The 14,247-nt window shown below is 63.1% G+C and carries 11 protein-coding genes; 4 read left to right on the plus strand and 7 right to left on the minus strand.

The features are described from left to right. Nucleotides 1-33: 33 nt before the first annotated feature. The 6 genes from cobB to HMPREF3138_RS10255 all read right to left on the minus strand — a co-directional run bounded on the left by cobB (nt 34) and on the right by HMPREF3138_RS10255 (nt 5,749). Entirely contained in the window at nt 34-870 is an 837-nt protein-coding gene (gene cobB / locus HMPREF3138_RS10230) for a Sir2 family NAD+-dependent deacetylase (RefSeq protein WP_015377583.1), read from the minus strand. A gap of 11 nt (nt 871-881) precedes the next feature. Beyond that, nucleotides 882-1,802: an N-acetylglucosamine kinase gene (gene nagK / locus HMPREF3138_RS10235; RefSeq protein ID WP_038877813.1), complete on the minus strand. Its 921-nt coding sequence runs from the start codon at nt 1,800-1,802 to the stop codon at nt 882-884. Between the two features lie 53 nt (nt 1,803-1,855). After that, nucleotides 1,856-3,103 (minus strand): lipoprotein-releasing ABC transporter permease subunit LolE, encoded by a 1,248-nt coding sequence (gene lolE / locus HMPREF3138_RS10240; RefSeq protein ID WP_038877814.1) that lies wholly within the window; start codon nt 3,101-3,103, stop codon nt 1,856-1,858. Further along, complete coding sequence (gene lolD, locus HMPREF3138_RS10245) at nt 3,103-3,807, minus strand: lipoprotein-releasing ABC transporter ATP-binding protein LolD (protein ID WP_004941120.1); 705 nt, start codon at nt 3,805-3,807, stop codon at nt 3,103-3,105. The genes lolE and lolD overlap by 1 nt, the downstream gene beginning before the upstream one ends. Continuing rightward, on the minus strand, nt 3,800-5,002 hold the full coding sequence (gene lolC / locus HMPREF3138_RS10250) for a lipoprotein-releasing ABC transporter permease subunit LolC (RefSeq protein ID WP_038877815.1): 1,203 nt from the start codon (nt 5,000-5,002) through the stop codon (nt 3,800-3,802). Before lolC ends, lolD begins: the two co-directional genes overlap by 8 nt. Before the next feature lie 105 nt (nt 5,003-5,107). Then, complete coding sequence (locus HMPREF3138_RS10255; RefSeq protein WP_038877816.1) at nt 5,108-5,749, minus strand: helix-turn-helix transcriptional regulator; 642 nt, start codon at nt 5,747-5,749, stop codon at nt 5,108-5,110. 94 nt (nt 5,750-5,843) lie between these two features. Between HMPREF3138_RS10255 and HMPREF3138_RS10260 the strand changes: the two genes are divergently transcribed. Both HMPREF3138_RS10260 and mfd read left to right on the plus strand, forming a co-directional pair. After that, the gene (locus HMPREF3138_RS10260; protein ID WP_038877817.1) at nt 5,844-6,827 is read left to right on the plus strand and encodes a threo-3-hydroxy-L-aspartate ammonia-lyase; all 984 of its coding nucleotides are present in this window, start codon (nt 5,844-5,846) and stop codon (nt 6,825-6,827) included. 152 nt (nt 6,828-6,979) lie between these two features. Continuing rightward, nucleotides 6,980-10,453, plus strand: a complete 3,474-nt coding sequence (gene mfd / locus HMPREF3138_RS10265) for a transcription-repair coupling factor (RefSeq protein WP_070559023.1) — start codon at nt 6,980-6,982, stop codon at nt 10,451-10,453. 34 nt (nt 10,454-10,487) lie between these two features. Here the strand turns inward: mfd and HMPREF3138_RS10270 are convergent, their stop codons facing one another. Next, complete coding sequence (locus HMPREF3138_RS10270; RefSeq protein ID WP_038877819.1) at nt 10,488-11,588, minus strand: GGDEF domain-containing protein; 1,101 nt, start codon at nt 11,586-11,588, stop codon at nt 10,488-10,490. 199 nt (nt 11,589-11,787) lie between these two features. On the opposite strand from HMPREF3138_RS10270, the gene HMPREF3138_RS10275 reads away from it, so the two are divergent. Together HMPREF3138_RS10275 and dauA are read left to right on the plus strand one after the other, a co-directional pair. After that, nucleotides 11,788-12,273, plus strand: a complete 486-nt coding sequence (locus tag HMPREF3138_RS10275; protein ID WP_038877820.1) for a heme-degrading domain-containing protein — start codon at nt 11,788-11,790, stop codon at nt 12,271-12,273. Between the two features lie 232 nt (nt 12,274-12,505). Further along, nucleotides 12,506-14,194 (plus strand): C4-dicarboxylic acid transporter DauA, encoded by a 1,689-nt coding sequence (gene dauA / locus HMPREF3138_RS10280; protein ID WP_038877822.1) that lies wholly within the window; start codon nt 12,506-12,508, stop codon nt 14,192-14,194. Nucleotides 14,195-14,247 lie beyond the last annotated feature (53 nt).

A 14,247-nucleotide genomic window follows, 5' to 3' on the forward strand; every position in this document is an offset into this window, starting at 1 on the left:
TGCACCTGAGCTTTTTCATCCCCAAACGCACCACTAAGGCCTGTCGGCCCGCGCCACCTTGCCCACCAGGAACTTGTGCACAAAACGCGGCACCACTTCGCTGGCAAGCCCGTAGTGTTTCTCGTCGAACTGGCTCTCCACCTGGCTCGGTTCCAGGTTCAGTTCCATGGCGTAGGCGCCGCCCAGCCGCGCCTCATGCACGAAGCCGGCCGCCGGATAGACGTGGCCGGAGGTGCCGATGGCGACGAAGAAATCGGCCTTGCTCAGCGCCTGGTAAATGTCGTCCATACCCAGCGGCATCTCGCCGAACCACACCACGTGTGGCCGCAGCGGCGCCGGGAACTGGCAGCAGTGGCAACGGTCGTCAACGCTGAGATCGCCGGGCCATTCGAACACCTGGCCCGACTGGGTGCAGCGCACCTTCAGCAATTCGCCGTGCATGTGCAGCACCCGCTTGCTGCCGGCGCGTTCATGCAGGTTATCGATGTTTTGCGTGACCAGCAGGAAGTTGTCCCCCAGCCACTCTTCCAGGTCCGCCAGCGCACGGTGCGCGGCGTTCGGGGCGATCTCTTCCGTCTGCAGCTGGCGGCGGCGTTCGTTGTAAAACGCCTGCACCAGCGCCGGATCGCGCTGAAAACCTTCCGGCGTGGCGACGTCCTCCACCCGGTGCTCTTCCCACAGCCCATCCGCGGCGCGGAAGGTGCGAATGCCCGACTCGGCCGAAATGCCGGCCCCGGTCAACACCACCACAAACGGCTTTTTCAGCTCGGCCGCCGCCATGGTGTCACGGTGAAAAATGCGTGAACGAAAGCGCTGATGCAGCACATGCTTACTCTTGCGAAACTGACACAGCCGATGGCGAGTGTGCATTAACTCTCTCCTTACTTTTCCCTGTTGACCAAATTGAGGAACGCTGCGCCGCGCACGCCGCCGGCGTCGCCATAGCGCGCCTTCTCGATGCGCGGCAGCCGGGCCACCCGCAGCAGGTGCGCCGGCAGCCGCTGCGGCAACGCCTGGTAAATGGCGTCGAAGTTCGATAGCCCGCCGCCGATCACCACCAGGTGCGGATCCAGCACCGTCAGCAGGTTGCCCAGGCAGATCGCCAGCACGTCCATAAAGCGGTCGACGTGAGCCACCGCCTGCGGCTCACCTGCCTGATAATGCGCAATGATCTCGGTGGCAGGCAAGTGCCGGCCATAGAAATGGGCGTACATCCATTCGAAACCGCGGCCCGATATGTAATTTTCAATGCAACCCTGGTGGCCGCACCCGCAGGCAACGCGAGGCACATCACGCCCCAAGACCTCGAGCGCATCCACCGGCAGGCGCAAATGGCCGAACTCGCCGGCGATATAGTTGCGCCCAGGCACCGTCTTGCCGTCGACGATCAGCCCACCGCCTACGCCGGTGCCGAGGATGATGCCCAGCACCGTCGGGTAGCGGCGAAACTCGTCGTCCCAGGCCTCCGACAGCGCAAAGCAGTTGGCGTCGTTATCGACCCGCACCTCGCGCCCGATCAGCGCCGCCAGATCGTGCGGCAGCGGTCGCCCCATCGCCGCCGGCACGTTGGCGGTAAACAGCGTGCCGTCATCGTCGTTGGGCAGGCCCGGGATGCCGATGCCGACGCTGCCGCGCCGGCCGCAAAACGCATCCGCCTCAAGGGTCAGATCGCACAGCGTGGCCAGCAGCTGCCGGTAATCTTCACGCGGCGTCGGCACCCGCTTTTGCCAAATGCGTTGCAGGTTGTCGTCGAACACCCCCAGCTCAATCTTGGTGCCGCCCATATCGAAACCGTAGTACATAACCCATCCCCAGGCTAAAAAAACGGGGCGGCATCGCTGCCTCCCCGTGGGTTTTATTGTCCGCTCAGCACCCGCGCCGGATCGATGCGGCTGGCTCGCCTGGCCGGATACCAACTGGCCAACAGGCTCAGCACGATGGCGGTTGCCAGCACGATCAGCACGTCCAGCCAGTGCAGCTCGGAAGGCAGGAAGTCGATGAAGTAGATATCGCCCGACAGGAAGGAGTGGCCGACCAGTTTCTCGATGCCCCGGATGATGTTGGTCAGCTGCAGCGAGGCGGTCACCCCAATCACTACACCGCTCAGGCTGCCCAGCAGCCCGGCCAGCAGCCCGTACCAGATGAAGATGGCGCGGATAAAGCCGTCTTTGGCGCCCAGGGTACGCAGCACCGCGATGTCGGCGCTTTTGTCTTTCACCGCCATTACCAGCGTGGACACGATGTTGAAGCAGGCCACGCCGATCACCAGCACCATCGCCAGGTACATAATGGCGCGGATCATCTGGATATCGCGATACATGTAGCCGTACTTGCCGATCCAGCTTTTGATGTAGATATAAGAATTGGTCACTTCGCCGGCGTCGCGCACCAGTTTGTTGGCGGCGAACACGTCGTTCATCTTGAGGGCGATACCCGTGACGCTGTCACCCATATCGAGATACTGCTGCGCATCGGCCAGCGGCACCAGCGCCAGGCTGTGATCGAGCTGGCCGCTGAGCTGCAAAATGCCGGTCACGTGCAGACGGATGCGCTTCGGCTGCAGCAGCTTCATTTCCGGGTCGCTGTTGGGGATCATCACCGTCACATAGGCGCCCTGCTTGACGCCCAACGCGTCGGCCACGCCCTTGCCGAGGATCACCTGCTGCTCGCCGGGCTTGAAGTTGGCCCAGGCGTCGCCCTGCACATACTGCGGCAGCGCGCTCAGCCGGCTCTCCTGCTGCGGATCAACGCCTTTGACTTCCACCGCGCGCAGCTGCGCGCCGTTCTCCATCAGGCCGGTAAAGTTGATGTACGGCGCGGCGGCCACAATACCCGGCACCTTTTCCACCCGCTGCAGAATCGACGGCCAGCCGCTGAACGGCTGATTGACCGGCTCGAGTTCGCCGTGCGGCACCACCGCCAGAATGCGGTTCTTCAGCTCGCGCTCAAAGCCGTTCATCGCGCTCAGGCCGACGATCAGCACCGCCACCCCCAGCGCAATGCCGATGGTGGAGATGACCGAGATCAGCGACACCATGCCGCCGCGTTTACGGCCGCGGCTGAAACGCAGGGCCGTCAGGAAGGACAGTGAGGCTCCCGCCATTACTCGGCCCCCATCAGGGTCAGCTGCGCCTGCAGGTGTCCGTCGGCCATTTCCAGCTGGCGGCTCAGGCGCTTGGCCAGCTGCAGATCGTGCGTCACCACCAGAAAAGCGGTGCCCTGACGCACGTTCAGCTCGCCCAGCAGATCGAAGATGCTGTCCGCGGTGCGTTTGTCCAGGTTACCGGTCGGTTCGTCCGCCAGCACCAGCGCCGGGTTGTTAACCAGCGCGCGCGCGATTGCCACGCGCTGACGCTCGCCGCCGGAGAGCTCTGACGGGCGGTGCTTGCTGCGTTTTTCCAGCCCGACCGCCGCCAGCATCTCCCGTGCCTTCTCCTGCGCCTGCGCCGGCTTGGCGCCACCGATCAGCAGCGGCATGGCGGCGTTTTCCAGCGCGGTGAAGTCCGGCAGCAGATGGTGAAACTGATAGATGAAGCCCAGCTGGCGGTTGCGCAGCTCGGCCTTGGCCGCCGAAGACATGGCGTTCAGCGATTCGCCCTTGAAGATCACCTCGCCGGAGGTCGGTGAGTCCAACCCGCCCAGCAGGTGCAACAGGGTACTCTTGCCGGAACCCGAGCTGCCGACGATCGCCATCATCTCGCCCTGCTGCATGGCAAAGCTGACATTGCGCAGCACGTCGGTGTGCAGATTGCCTTCCTGATAGGTCTTGCACAGGTTGTCACACTGCAGCAAAAGATGGTTACTCATAACGTAAAGCCTCAGCGGGTTGTACGGCGGCAGCGCGCCATGAAGGATAAAGCGTGGACAACAAGGAAACCGCCATCGCCACCACGGCGATGATCGTTACCTGCAGCGGATCGACCGCCACCGGCAGCGAAGCGCCGTCGATCAGGGCGCCGAGGATCGGCATCAGGTTATTCAGGTTGGTGGCCAGCAGCACGCCGAGCAGCGTGCCGAGCAGCGAACCGATGATGCCGGCGCTGGCGCCTTGCACCATAAACACCGACATGATCTGGCGGCGAGTCAGCCCCTGGGTCTGCAGAATGGCGACCTCGCCCTGCTTTTCCATCACCAGCAGGCCGAGCGACGTAATGATGTTAAACGCCGCCACCGCCACGATCAGGCTGAGCAGCAGCCCCATCATGTTTTTCTCCATACGCACCGCCTGGAACAGCTCGCCCTTGCGATCGCGCCAGTCTTTCCAGACCGTGCCCGCCGGCAGCGCCTGTTGGCTGAGGGTATCGACCGCCAGCGGCTGCTGCAGGAACAAGCGCCAGCCGGTGATGTTGCCCGCCGGGTAGCGCATCAGGCGCGAAGCATCCTGTTGGTTGACCAGCAGCTGATAGCCGTCCACCTCGCTGTTGGCATGGAAGGTTCCGATAAGGGTGAACAGGCGCTGGCTGGGAATCCGGCCCATCGGTGTGAACTGGCTGGCGCTCGGCACCATCACGCGCAGCGAATCGCCGCGCTTGACGCCGAGTTGCCCCGCCAGCTGTTCGCCGATGATGATGTTGTATTGGCCCGGCTGCAGCTGTTGCTGCTTGACGTTGACCAGATACGGGGTCAGCGGATCGGCTTCGTCGGGATTGACGCCGAGCATCACCCCGACCGCCACGCTGCGGGCGCTTTGCAGCACCACGTCACCGGTGGTCAGCGGTGCGACGCGCGTGACGCCCTGCAGCTTCTGCACCTCGGAGGCCGGCAGCTGCTGCGGGTTGACCGATCCTTGCGGACTGGTGACCAACGCCTGCGGCATCAGGCCGAGGATGTTGTTCTCCAGATCCTTCTCGAAACCGTTCATCACCGACAGCACGGTGACCAACGCCATCACCCCCAGCGTAATGCCGATGGTAGAAAGCCAGGAAACAAACCGCCCGAAGCGGTCTGAGGCTCGCCCGCGCATGTAGCGCAGGCCAATGAATAACGCGACAGGTTGATACATGAAATCCGTTTGATAGCCGTGGCTTAAGCAAAGTGATCATGGATAATAAAGGCTCTCCCTCGTTTAGGGAACACCCGGCGGCCTTTTATTGCGCCGGGCGGCCCCTCATCCGGCGTCTCGCTTGAGCAGGTTATAGACCGACACCCGCGAGATGCCGAGCGCTTCGGCCACCATGGTGGCCGCGCCGCGCAGTTGCAAATACCCTTGCTGCTTCAGCTGTTGCACCACCTGAAACCGCTGTTCGGAAGACAAAGCGCGCGGCTGGGTGGCATGCGACGCGGCGAACGCGTTGATCGCCGCGGCGATGTCCGACAGCGAGCGTGCACTCTCCGCCGCCTGCGGCGCGGCGCTTTGCACCACCGCCGTCAGCTGCTGCAGGATAGCGGTGACGCTGTTGAAGATGGACACATCCAGATTGAGGCAAATCGCCGCCACAAAGCGGCCCTGGCTATTGCGCAGGCCGATCGAGGTGCTCTTGGCCGGGCGCCCGTCGGGAAACACGCTGGCGTAGTTCTGCACCACGTCAGGAAACTCCGGCGACGCGATGCGCTCCAGCCCCATTTCCGTCGCGGCGTCGCCGATGCGGCGGTTGGACAGATTGTTGGCGATGGCGACAATGGCGCGATCGGGCTGGGTCAGATCGTGCAGCACCACTTCGCAACCGGGCGCAAACATCACGCCCAACGCCTGAACAATTTTTTCCGCTTCGCGCAGCAACAGCGCATTTTCCTGCCTGAGATCGCTCATTGAGTTAACCATTTGACAATAACTTTACAAAGAGTAAATTAAAAAACCACACCAAGCAATGCATCGTCCCCATCCTTACCTGTGCGAGGTCGCCATGAGTTCAGTCCCACGCTGCATCACCGCCGCCGATATTGCCACCGCCGCCGACGTTATCGCCGGGCATTCCCTGCGCACGCCGGTCATGACTTCGCGCCAGGCCGACCAGATCGCCGGCGCGCAGCTGTTCTTCAAGTGCGAGAATTTTCAGCGCATCGGCGCCTTCAAATTTCGCGGCGCCTATAACGCCATCGCGCAACTCAGCGCAGAGCAGCGTCGGGCCGGGGTAATCGCCTTTTCATCCGGCAACCACGCACAGGCGATGGCGCTGGCGGCGCGCGAATTGGGCGTTAGCGCCACCATCGTAATGCCCCACGACGCCCCTGCGGCCAAGCTGGCGGCGACGCGCGGCTACGGCGCCAACGTGGTCATCTATCAGCGCCACAGCGAAGATCGTGAAGAAATCACCCGACGCCTGGCCACAGAGCGGGGCCTGACGCTGGTGCCACCGTACGATTATCCGCAGGTGATCGCCGGCCAGGGCACCGCCGCCAAGGAGCTGTTTGAAGAGACCGGGCCATTGGATCTGCTGTTGGTGTGCACCGGCGGCGGCGGCCTGCTGGCCGGCAGCGCGGTGGCGGCGCATCACTGGTCGCCGGGCTGTCGCGTGTTCGGCGTCGAGCCCGAAGCCGGCAACGACGTTCAGCAAGCCTTTCAGCGCGGTGAACCGGTGCACATCCCGGTGCCGAAAACCATTGCCGACGGCGCGCAGACCCAACAGGTCGGGCGGCTGACCTTCCCGATCATTCAAGAATATGTCGAAGGCATTCTGACGGTCAGCGACGCCCAGCTGTGTCGGCAAATGCGCTTCTTTATGGAGCGGATGAAAATGGTGGTTGAGCCGACCGGCTGCCTGGCGGCCGCGGCGGCGATGAACGGCCTGCTCGATCTGCGCGGTAAAAAGGTCGGCGTTATCGTCAGCGGCGGCAACCTTGACGTCGACAAGATTGCGCACTATCTCACCCTGGCCGGCGAAAATTAACGCGGCGTATCGGTTAAATAACAGGCGGAACATCAGGGTAGAGCGCTTTTTGCTGTGTCAGTTTGGCGGCCGCTGGGCTACTATAAACAGCATAAAGGCGCTGGGTTATCCGTGCCGGAACGCCCTCTAACACATTGATTAAAGATACCTGAATGAGCACTTCCGATAGCCGTAACCGTTCCTCATCCCCCCGTTATTCTCTGCCCGATCGCGCGGGCGATCTGCGCCAGCTGGGGCAACTGACCGGCGCGGCCTGCGCCGTGGAGTGCGCCGAGATCGTCGAACGCCACCCAGGCCCGGTGATGCTGATCGCGCCGGACATGCAAAACGCCCTGCGGCTGCGCGACGAGATCCAGCAGTTCACCGACCAGATGGTGACCACGCTGTCCGACTGGGAAACCTTGCCGTACGACAGCTTCTCGCCGCATCAGGAAATCATCTCGGATCGTTTGTCGAGCCTGTATCACCTGCCGACCATGGCGCGCGGCGTGATCATTCTGCCGGTCAACACCCTGATGCAGCGCGTCTGCCCGCACGAGTTCCTGCACGGCCACGCGCTGGTGATGAAGAAAGGCCAGCGCCTGTCGCGCGACAAGCTGCGCGCGCAGCTGGAACAGGCCGGTTACCGCAGCGTCGATCAGGTGATGGAGCACGGCGAATTCGCCACCCGCGGCGCGTTGCTCGATCTTTACCCGATGGGCAGCGATGAGCCTTACCGCATCGACTTTTTCGATGACGAAATCGACAGCCTGCGCATCTTCGACGTCGATACCCAGCGCACGCTGAGCGAAGTCGAGGCCATCAATCTGTTGCCGGCCCACGAGTTCCCCACCGACAAAAACGCCATCGAGCTGTTCCGCAGCCAGTGGCGCGAGCAGTTTGAGGTGCGCCGCGACGCCGAGCACATCTATCAGCAGGTCAGCAAAAGCGCCTGGCCGGCCGGCATCGAATACTGGCAGCCGCTGTTCTTCAGCCAGCCGCTGCCGTCGCTGTTCAGCTATCTGCCGGCCAATACGCTGATCGTCAACACCGGCGATCTGGAGGGCGCCGCCGAGCGCTTCTGGCAGGACGTCAACCAGCGTTATGAAAGCCGCCGCGTCGATCCGATGCGCCCGCTGCTGGCACCCGATACGCTGTGGCTGCGCGTCGACGCGCTGTTCGGCGAGCTGAAGGCCTGGCCGCGCATCGCGCTGAAAACCGATAAGCTGCCGCCCAAGGCCGGCAATACCAATCTGGACTACCATGCCCTGCCCGATCTGGCGGTGCAAGCGCAGCATAAATCCCCGCTGGATAACCTGCGGCGCTTTATCGAAGGCTTCGACGGCAGCGTGATTTTCTCCGTCGAGAGCGAGGGGCGGCGTGAAACGCTGCAGGATCTGCTCGGCCGCATCAAGCTGGCGCCGGCGCTGATTCAGCGCCTCGATCAGGCGGAAACGGCGGGCCGTTACATGATGGTCGGCGCCGCCGAACACGGCTTCCTCGACGGCCTGCGCCAGCGGGCGCTGATCTGCGAAAGCGATCTGCTCGGCGAGCGCGTCAGCCGCCGCCGGCAGGATAACCGGCGCACCATCAATACCGATACTCTGATCCGCAACCTGGCGGAGCTCCATCCCGGCCAGCCGGTGGTGCATCTGGAGCACGGCGTCGGCCGCTACGTCGGCCTGACCACGCTGGAGGCCGGCGGCATCAAGGCCGAGTACCTGATCCTCTCCTACGCCGGTGAGGACAAGCTGTACGTGCCGGTTTCTTCGCTGCATCTGATCAGCCGTTATGCCGGCGGCGCGGACGAAAACGCCCCGCTGCACAAACTGGGCGGCGACGCCTGGACGCGCGCGCGGCAGAAAGCGGCCGAGCGCGTGCGCGACGTAGCGGCGGAGCTGCTGGATATCTACGCCCAGCGCGCCGCCAAGGCCGGTTTCGCCTTCAAACACAACCGCGAACAGTACCAGCTGTTCTGCCAGAGCTTCCCGTTCGAAACCACGCCGGATCAGGAACAGGCGATCAACGCGGTGCTGAGCGACATGTGCCAGCCGTTGGCGATGGACCGCCTGGTGTGCGGCGACGTCGGCTTCGGCAAAACCGAAGTGGCGATGCGCGCCGCCTTCCTGGCGGTGGAAAACGGCAAGCAGGTGGCGGTGCTGGTGCCGACCACCCTGCTGGCACAGCAGCACTTCGACAACTTCCGCGATCGCTTCGCCACCTGGCCGATCCGCATCGAAATGATGTCGCGCTTCCGCAGCGCCAAAGAGCAGCAGCAGGTGCTGGATGACGCGGCCGAAGGCAAGGTAGACATCATCATCGGCACCCACAAGCTGCTGCAGAGCGATCTGCGCTGGAAAGACCTGGGGCTGCTGATCGTCGATGAAGAACACCGCTTTGGCGTGCGCCATAAAGAACGCATCAAGGCGATGCGCGCCGACGTCGATATCCTGACGCTGACCGCCACGCCGATCCCGCGTACCCTGAACATGGCGATGAGCGGCATGCGCGATCTGTCGATCATCGCCACCCCGCCGGCGCGCCGGCTGGCGGGGAAGACCTTCGTGCGCGAATACGACAGCCTGGTGGTGCGCGAGGCGATCCTGCGCGAAGTGCTGCGCGGCGGCCAGGTTTACTACCTCTACAACGACGTGGAAAACATCGAGAAAGCGGCGCAGCGCCTGGCGGAACTGGTGCCGGAAGCGCGCATCGCCATCGGCCACGGCCAGATGCGCGAACGCGATCTGGAACGGGTGATGAACGATTTCCACCACCAGCGCTTCAACGTGCTGGTGTGTACCACCATCATCGAGACCGGCATCGATATCCCCAGCGCCAACACCATCATCATCGAGCGGGCCGATCGCTTCGGCCTGGCGCAGCTGCACCAGCTGCGCGGTCGCGTCGGGCGTTCGCACCACCAGGCTTACGCCTATCTGCTGACGCCGAACCCGAAAGCCATGGGCACCGACGCCCATAAACGGCTCGAAGCCATCGCATCGCTGGAAGATCTCGGCGCCGGTTTCGCGCTGGCGACCCACGATCTCGAGATCCGCGGCGCCGGTGAACTGCTGGGCGAAGACCAGAGCGGCCAGATGACCACCGTCGGTTTCTCGCTCTACATGGAGCTGTTGGAAAGCGCCGTCGATGCGTTGAAAAACGGCCGCGAACCGTCGCTGGAAGATCTCACCAGCAGCCAGACCGAGGTGGAACTGCGCATGCCGGCGCTGCTGCCGGAAGATTTCATTCCCGACGTCAATACCCGTCTTTCGCTGTACAAGCGTATCGCCAGCGCGAAGCGCGACGGCGAGCTGGATGAGCTGAAAGTCGAGCTGATCGACCGCTTCGGCCAGTTGCCGGACGCGGCGCGCAACCTGTTGCAGTGCGCGGCGCTGCGCCTGCATGCGCAGAAGCTGGGCATCAAACGCATCGAGAGCAACGAGCGCGGCGGCTTTATCGAGTTCGGCGACAACAACCGCGTCGATCCCGGTTATCTGATCGGCCTGCTACAGGGCAATCCGCAGGTTTACCGCCTGGACGGCCCGAGCAAGCTGAAGTTCACGCTCGATTTGGCCGATCGCCAGAAACGCCTGACGTTCACCGAAGAGTTGCTGGACGCCTTCCGCGAACACACGCTGGCGGCCTGAGCCAACGCCTTCCGCCGGCACGGCGGGAGGCGGCTTACTCGCGCGGGAAACCGGCGCCCAGCGGCGCCAGCTGCATCACGCGGCTGGTCACCACCCGATTTTTACCGCTGCGCTTCGCCTCATATAACGCTTCGTCGGTCATGGCGATCGCCTTGTCCAGCGTCATGCCGGGCAGATACAGCGACACGCCGATCGACAGCGTGATGTGCGCTTCATCGTGGGCATTCAGCAAAAACGTCGAGCTCTCCACCGCACTGCGAATGCGCTCCGCCACCCCACCGATAACCAGCGGATCGTAGCTGGCGGTGATCACCATAAATTCCTCGCCGCCGTAACGCCCGACGAAGTCCTCGTTGCGCACGCTGTTTTGCAGCAGCCGGCCGACGCTGGCCAGCAGCACGTCGCCGGCCGGGTGGCCGTAGGTATCATTGATCTTTTTGAAGTCATCCAAATCGAGGAGCATCAGCCCGCACGGGCGGCGTTCGGCGCGCTGCAGCATCAGGTGGTAATCGACGCTGGCGCGGTTGTTGATATGGGTCAGGCTGTCGGTCGTGGCGCGGGCGCGCATCGCGAAATAGGCGTAGATGTGGCGCTCTTTGAAATTCAGCGCATGGTAGCAAATCGCCAGGCAGAGCGCGGAAACCGCCTGGTACAGCAACACGTCCAGCCACAGCCCGCTCATGTCCACCAGCAGCCACACCACCGCGATGCGATACATCGCGATGGCGCCGATCGTCAGGTAAAACACCCAGTGGGATTTCTTCAGCCACACGCGCGACAGCAGCAGCGGCACCAGGATTGAGGCGATAAACAGGTTATCGACGGTGAAACCGCCGGTCAGCGCCATGGCGAACAAAAAGCTCACCAGCCCGCTGATGCCGCCGCCGAAAAAAGTCACCAGGATCATCGGAATCATCGCAAAGCTGTAGTGCACCTTATCGCTCAGCTCCAGCCGGTCCTGGCTTAAATACAGCACCGCCACCCCGGCCAACAGGCCGAATACGACGCGCTTCCACAGCGCAGAGCGAGAGGAGAACGGCGCATTTTTACTGAGAACGAAATAGCTTACCGACAGCGTGGCGTAGGTGATGCAGGCGTCGCTGTAAATGGCGGGAATGGACGCAATGTAGGTCATAAATAGTCAGCGGCTCCTCGGGATCGCCAGGGGTTGATATGCAGACGTTGAATAACGCATCCCTGTCGTCTCCGCTTCGGCGACGGCTATTTTACACAGTCTATTAATAGAGTAGCAGTTCTATCTTATCGCCAAGCCGTCTATCTCACGATGCGCGCTTCAGGCTACTCTGTGCTTTGTGTTATCGGGGGAGAACCGTATGAATATCGACGATGAACTGCAGGCGCTCAGCGAACAGGAAGCGACGCTGGCCTTTACCCATTTTGACGCCGCCACCGCCTGGGAGCTGGGCGCGGCGCTGAAAACCGCCGCCGAGCGGCGCGGCCTGAGCATCGCCATCGAGATCCAACTGGCCGGGCAAACGCTGTTTTATTACGCCATGCCGGGCGCCACGCCGGACATCGCCGACTGGGTGCGGCGCAAGCGCAATCTGGTGAATCATTTTCACAAAAGCTCTTACGCCATCGGCCTGCGCCTGCAGCAGCGGCAAACGTCGCTGGAGGAGCGCTACGGGCTGAGCGTACGCGACTATTCGGTGCACGGCGGCGCCTTCCCGCTCACCCTGGCCGGCCTCGGCTGCGTCGGCAGCATCAGCATTTCCGGCGCGCCGCAGAAGGAAGATCACCAGCTGCTGGTAAGCACTTTAGCCCACTTTCTCGGCTTATCCCTACCCGCGCTCCACTAGCCGTTAAAACCTTGATTATTCCTTTTCTTTTCAGCCGCAGAATCTGCGGCTGACTTATCTGTTATCGGCATTTAGCGCCAAACAAAAGGGCGACTCTCTGATTTCCTGCGCCAAATTGACACAGGTCTGGTAATCCGCTGAACAAAGGGCGTATGGTATCTGTCACGTGACAAGACGGACCTCATCGGGCCCGCCATTCCTTTCACTTTTGAAGATTTGGTACGCACCGTAGATGAAAACGCATGAAATAAACAAAATTCGCCCCTTCAGCGCGCTGATAGACGCCTGCTGGTGGGAACCTTATAGCCTGACGCGGTTGCTGAAAGACGCTATCGCCGGGGTGACGGTCGGTATTATCGCCATCCCGCTGGCGATGGCGCTGGCGATCGCCAGCGGCGTGCCGCCGCAGTACGGCCTGTATACCGCCGCCATCGCCGGGATCGTCATCGCCGTCAGCGGCGGTTCGCGCTACAGCGTCTCCGGCCCCACCGCCGCCTTCGTGGTGATCCTGTATCCGGTTTCGCAGCAGTTCGGATTGGCCGGCCTGCTGGTCGCCACGCTGATCTCCGGGGTGTTTCTGCTGCTGATGGGGCTGGCGCGCTTTGGCCGGCTGATCGAGTACATTCCGCTGCCGGTGACGCTCGGCTTTACCTCCGGTATCGCCATCACCATCGCCACCATGCAGATCAAGGACTTCTTCGGCCTGCAGCTGGCGCACACGCCGGAAAATTACGTCGGCAAGCTGTACGCCCTGCTGCAGGCGCTGCCAACGCTGGATTTCGGCGATACCCTGATCGGCGCGGTGACGCTCCTGATCCTGATCTTCTGGCCCAAGCTCGGCCTGCGGGTGCCTGGCCACCTGCCGGCGCTGCTGGCGGGCACCGCGCTAATGGGTCTGCTGGCGCTGTTTGACCACCCGGTGGCAACCATCGGCTCGCGCTTCAGCTACCTGCTGGCCGACGGCAGCAGCGGCCAGGGCATCCCGCCGATCCTACCGCAGTTGCTGCTGCCCTGGGATCTACCGGGCGGCGGCGGGCAGCCGTTCACCCTGAGCTGGCAAACCGTTTCCGCCCTGCTGCCGGCGGCGTTTTCGATGGCGATGCTCGGCGCGATCGAATCGCTGCTGTGCGCAGTGGTACTCGACGGCATGACCGGCAAGAAACACAACTCGAACAGCGAGCTGATCGGCCAGGGTGCGGGCAACATCATCGCGCCGTTCTTCGGCGGCATTACCGCCACCGCCGCGATTGCCCGTTCGGCGGCCAACGTGCGCGCCGGCGCCACCTCGCCGGTGTCCGCCATCATCCACGCGCTGCTGGTGCTGCTGGCGCTGCTGGTATTGGCGCCGTGGCTCTCTTATCTGCCGCTGGCAGCGATGGCAGCGCTGTTGCTGATGGTCGCCTGGAACATGAGCGAGGCGCACAAGGTGATTTACCTGCTGCGCCGGGCGCCGAAGGACGACATTCTGGTGCTGCTGCTGTGCATGTCGCTGACGGTGCTGTTCGATATGGTGATCGCCATTACCGTGGGCATCGTGCTGGCGTCGCTGCTGTTTATGCGCCGCATCGCCCGCATGACGCGGCTGAGCGAGCTGAGCGCCGGCGACGGCCGCCTGGTACTGCGGGTGAACGGCCCGCTGTTCTTCGCCGCCGCCGAGCGCATCTTTACCGAACTGCTGGCGCGCAGCGAAGGCTATCGCACGATCGTGCTGCAATGGGATGCGGTGCCGGTGCTCGATGCCGGCGGCCTGAGCGCCCTGCGGCGCTTTATCGACGTGCTGCCTGCGGACAAAAAGCTGGTGATCACCGACGTGCCGTTCCAGCCGCTGAAAACCCTGGCGCGCGCGCGGGTGCAGCCGATCGAGGGCCGCCTGCAGTTCTACCCGACGCTGCCGGAAGCGCTGGCGGCCACCGGCGCCTAAACGTAAAAAAGCCCGACAAGTCGGGCTTTTTTTTGGTTCATCGCGCTTTACCG

Source organism: Serratia sp. HMSC15F11, assembly GCF_001808215.1.
In the GTDB taxonomy this organism is placed as follows: Bacteria; Pseudomonadota; Gammaproteobacteria; order Enterobacterales; family Enterobacteriaceae; genus Serratia; species Serratia nevei.

What these genes read in the sequence shown, in the direction of transcription:
- cobB (WP_015377583.1), bottom strand. Translation starts at nt 870, where the DNA reads ATGCACACTCGCCATCGGCTGTGTCAGTTTCGCAAGAGTAAGCATGTG.
- nagK (WP_038877813.1), bottom strand. Translation starts at nt 1,802, where the DNA reads ATGTACTACGGTTTCGATATGGGCGGCACCAAGATTGAGCTGGGGGTG.
- lolE (WP_038877814.1), bottom strand. Translation starts at nt 3,103, where the DNA reads ATGGCGGGAGCCTCACTGTCCTTCCTGACGGCCCTGCGTTTCAGCCGC.
- lolD (WP_004941120.1), bottom strand. Translation starts at nt 3,807, where the DNA reads ATGAGTAACCATCTTTTGCTGCAGTGTGACAACCTGTGCAAGACCTAT.
- lolC (WP_038877815.1), bottom strand. Translation starts at nt 5,002, where the DNA reads ATGTATCAACCTGTCGCGTTATTCATTGGCCTGCGCTACATGCGCGGG.
- HMPREF3138_RS10255 (WP_038877816.1), bottom strand. Translation starts at nt 5,749, where the DNA reads ATGAGCGATCTCAGGCAGGAAAATGCGCTGTTGCTGCGCGAAGCGGAA.
- HMPREF3138_RS10260 (WP_038877817.1), top strand. Translation starts at nt 5,844, where the DNA reads ATGAGTTCAGTCCCACGCTGCATCACCGCCGCCGATATTGCCACCGCC.
- mfd (WP_070559023.1), top strand. Translation starts at nt 6,980, where the DNA reads ATGAGCACTTCCGATAGCCGTAACCGTTCCTCATCCCCCCGTTATTCT.
- HMPREF3138_RS10270 (WP_038877819.1), bottom strand. Translation starts at nt 11,588, where the DNA reads ATGACCTACATTGCGTCCATTCCCGCCATTTACAGCGACGCCTGCATC.
- HMPREF3138_RS10275 (WP_038877820.1), top strand. Translation starts at nt 11,788, where the DNA reads ATGAATATCGACGATGAACTGCAGGCGCTCAGCGAACAGGAAGCGACG.
- dauA (WP_038877822.1), top strand. Translation starts at nt 12,506, where the DNA reads ATGAAAACGCATGAAATAAACAAAATTCGCCCCTTCAGCGCGCTGATA.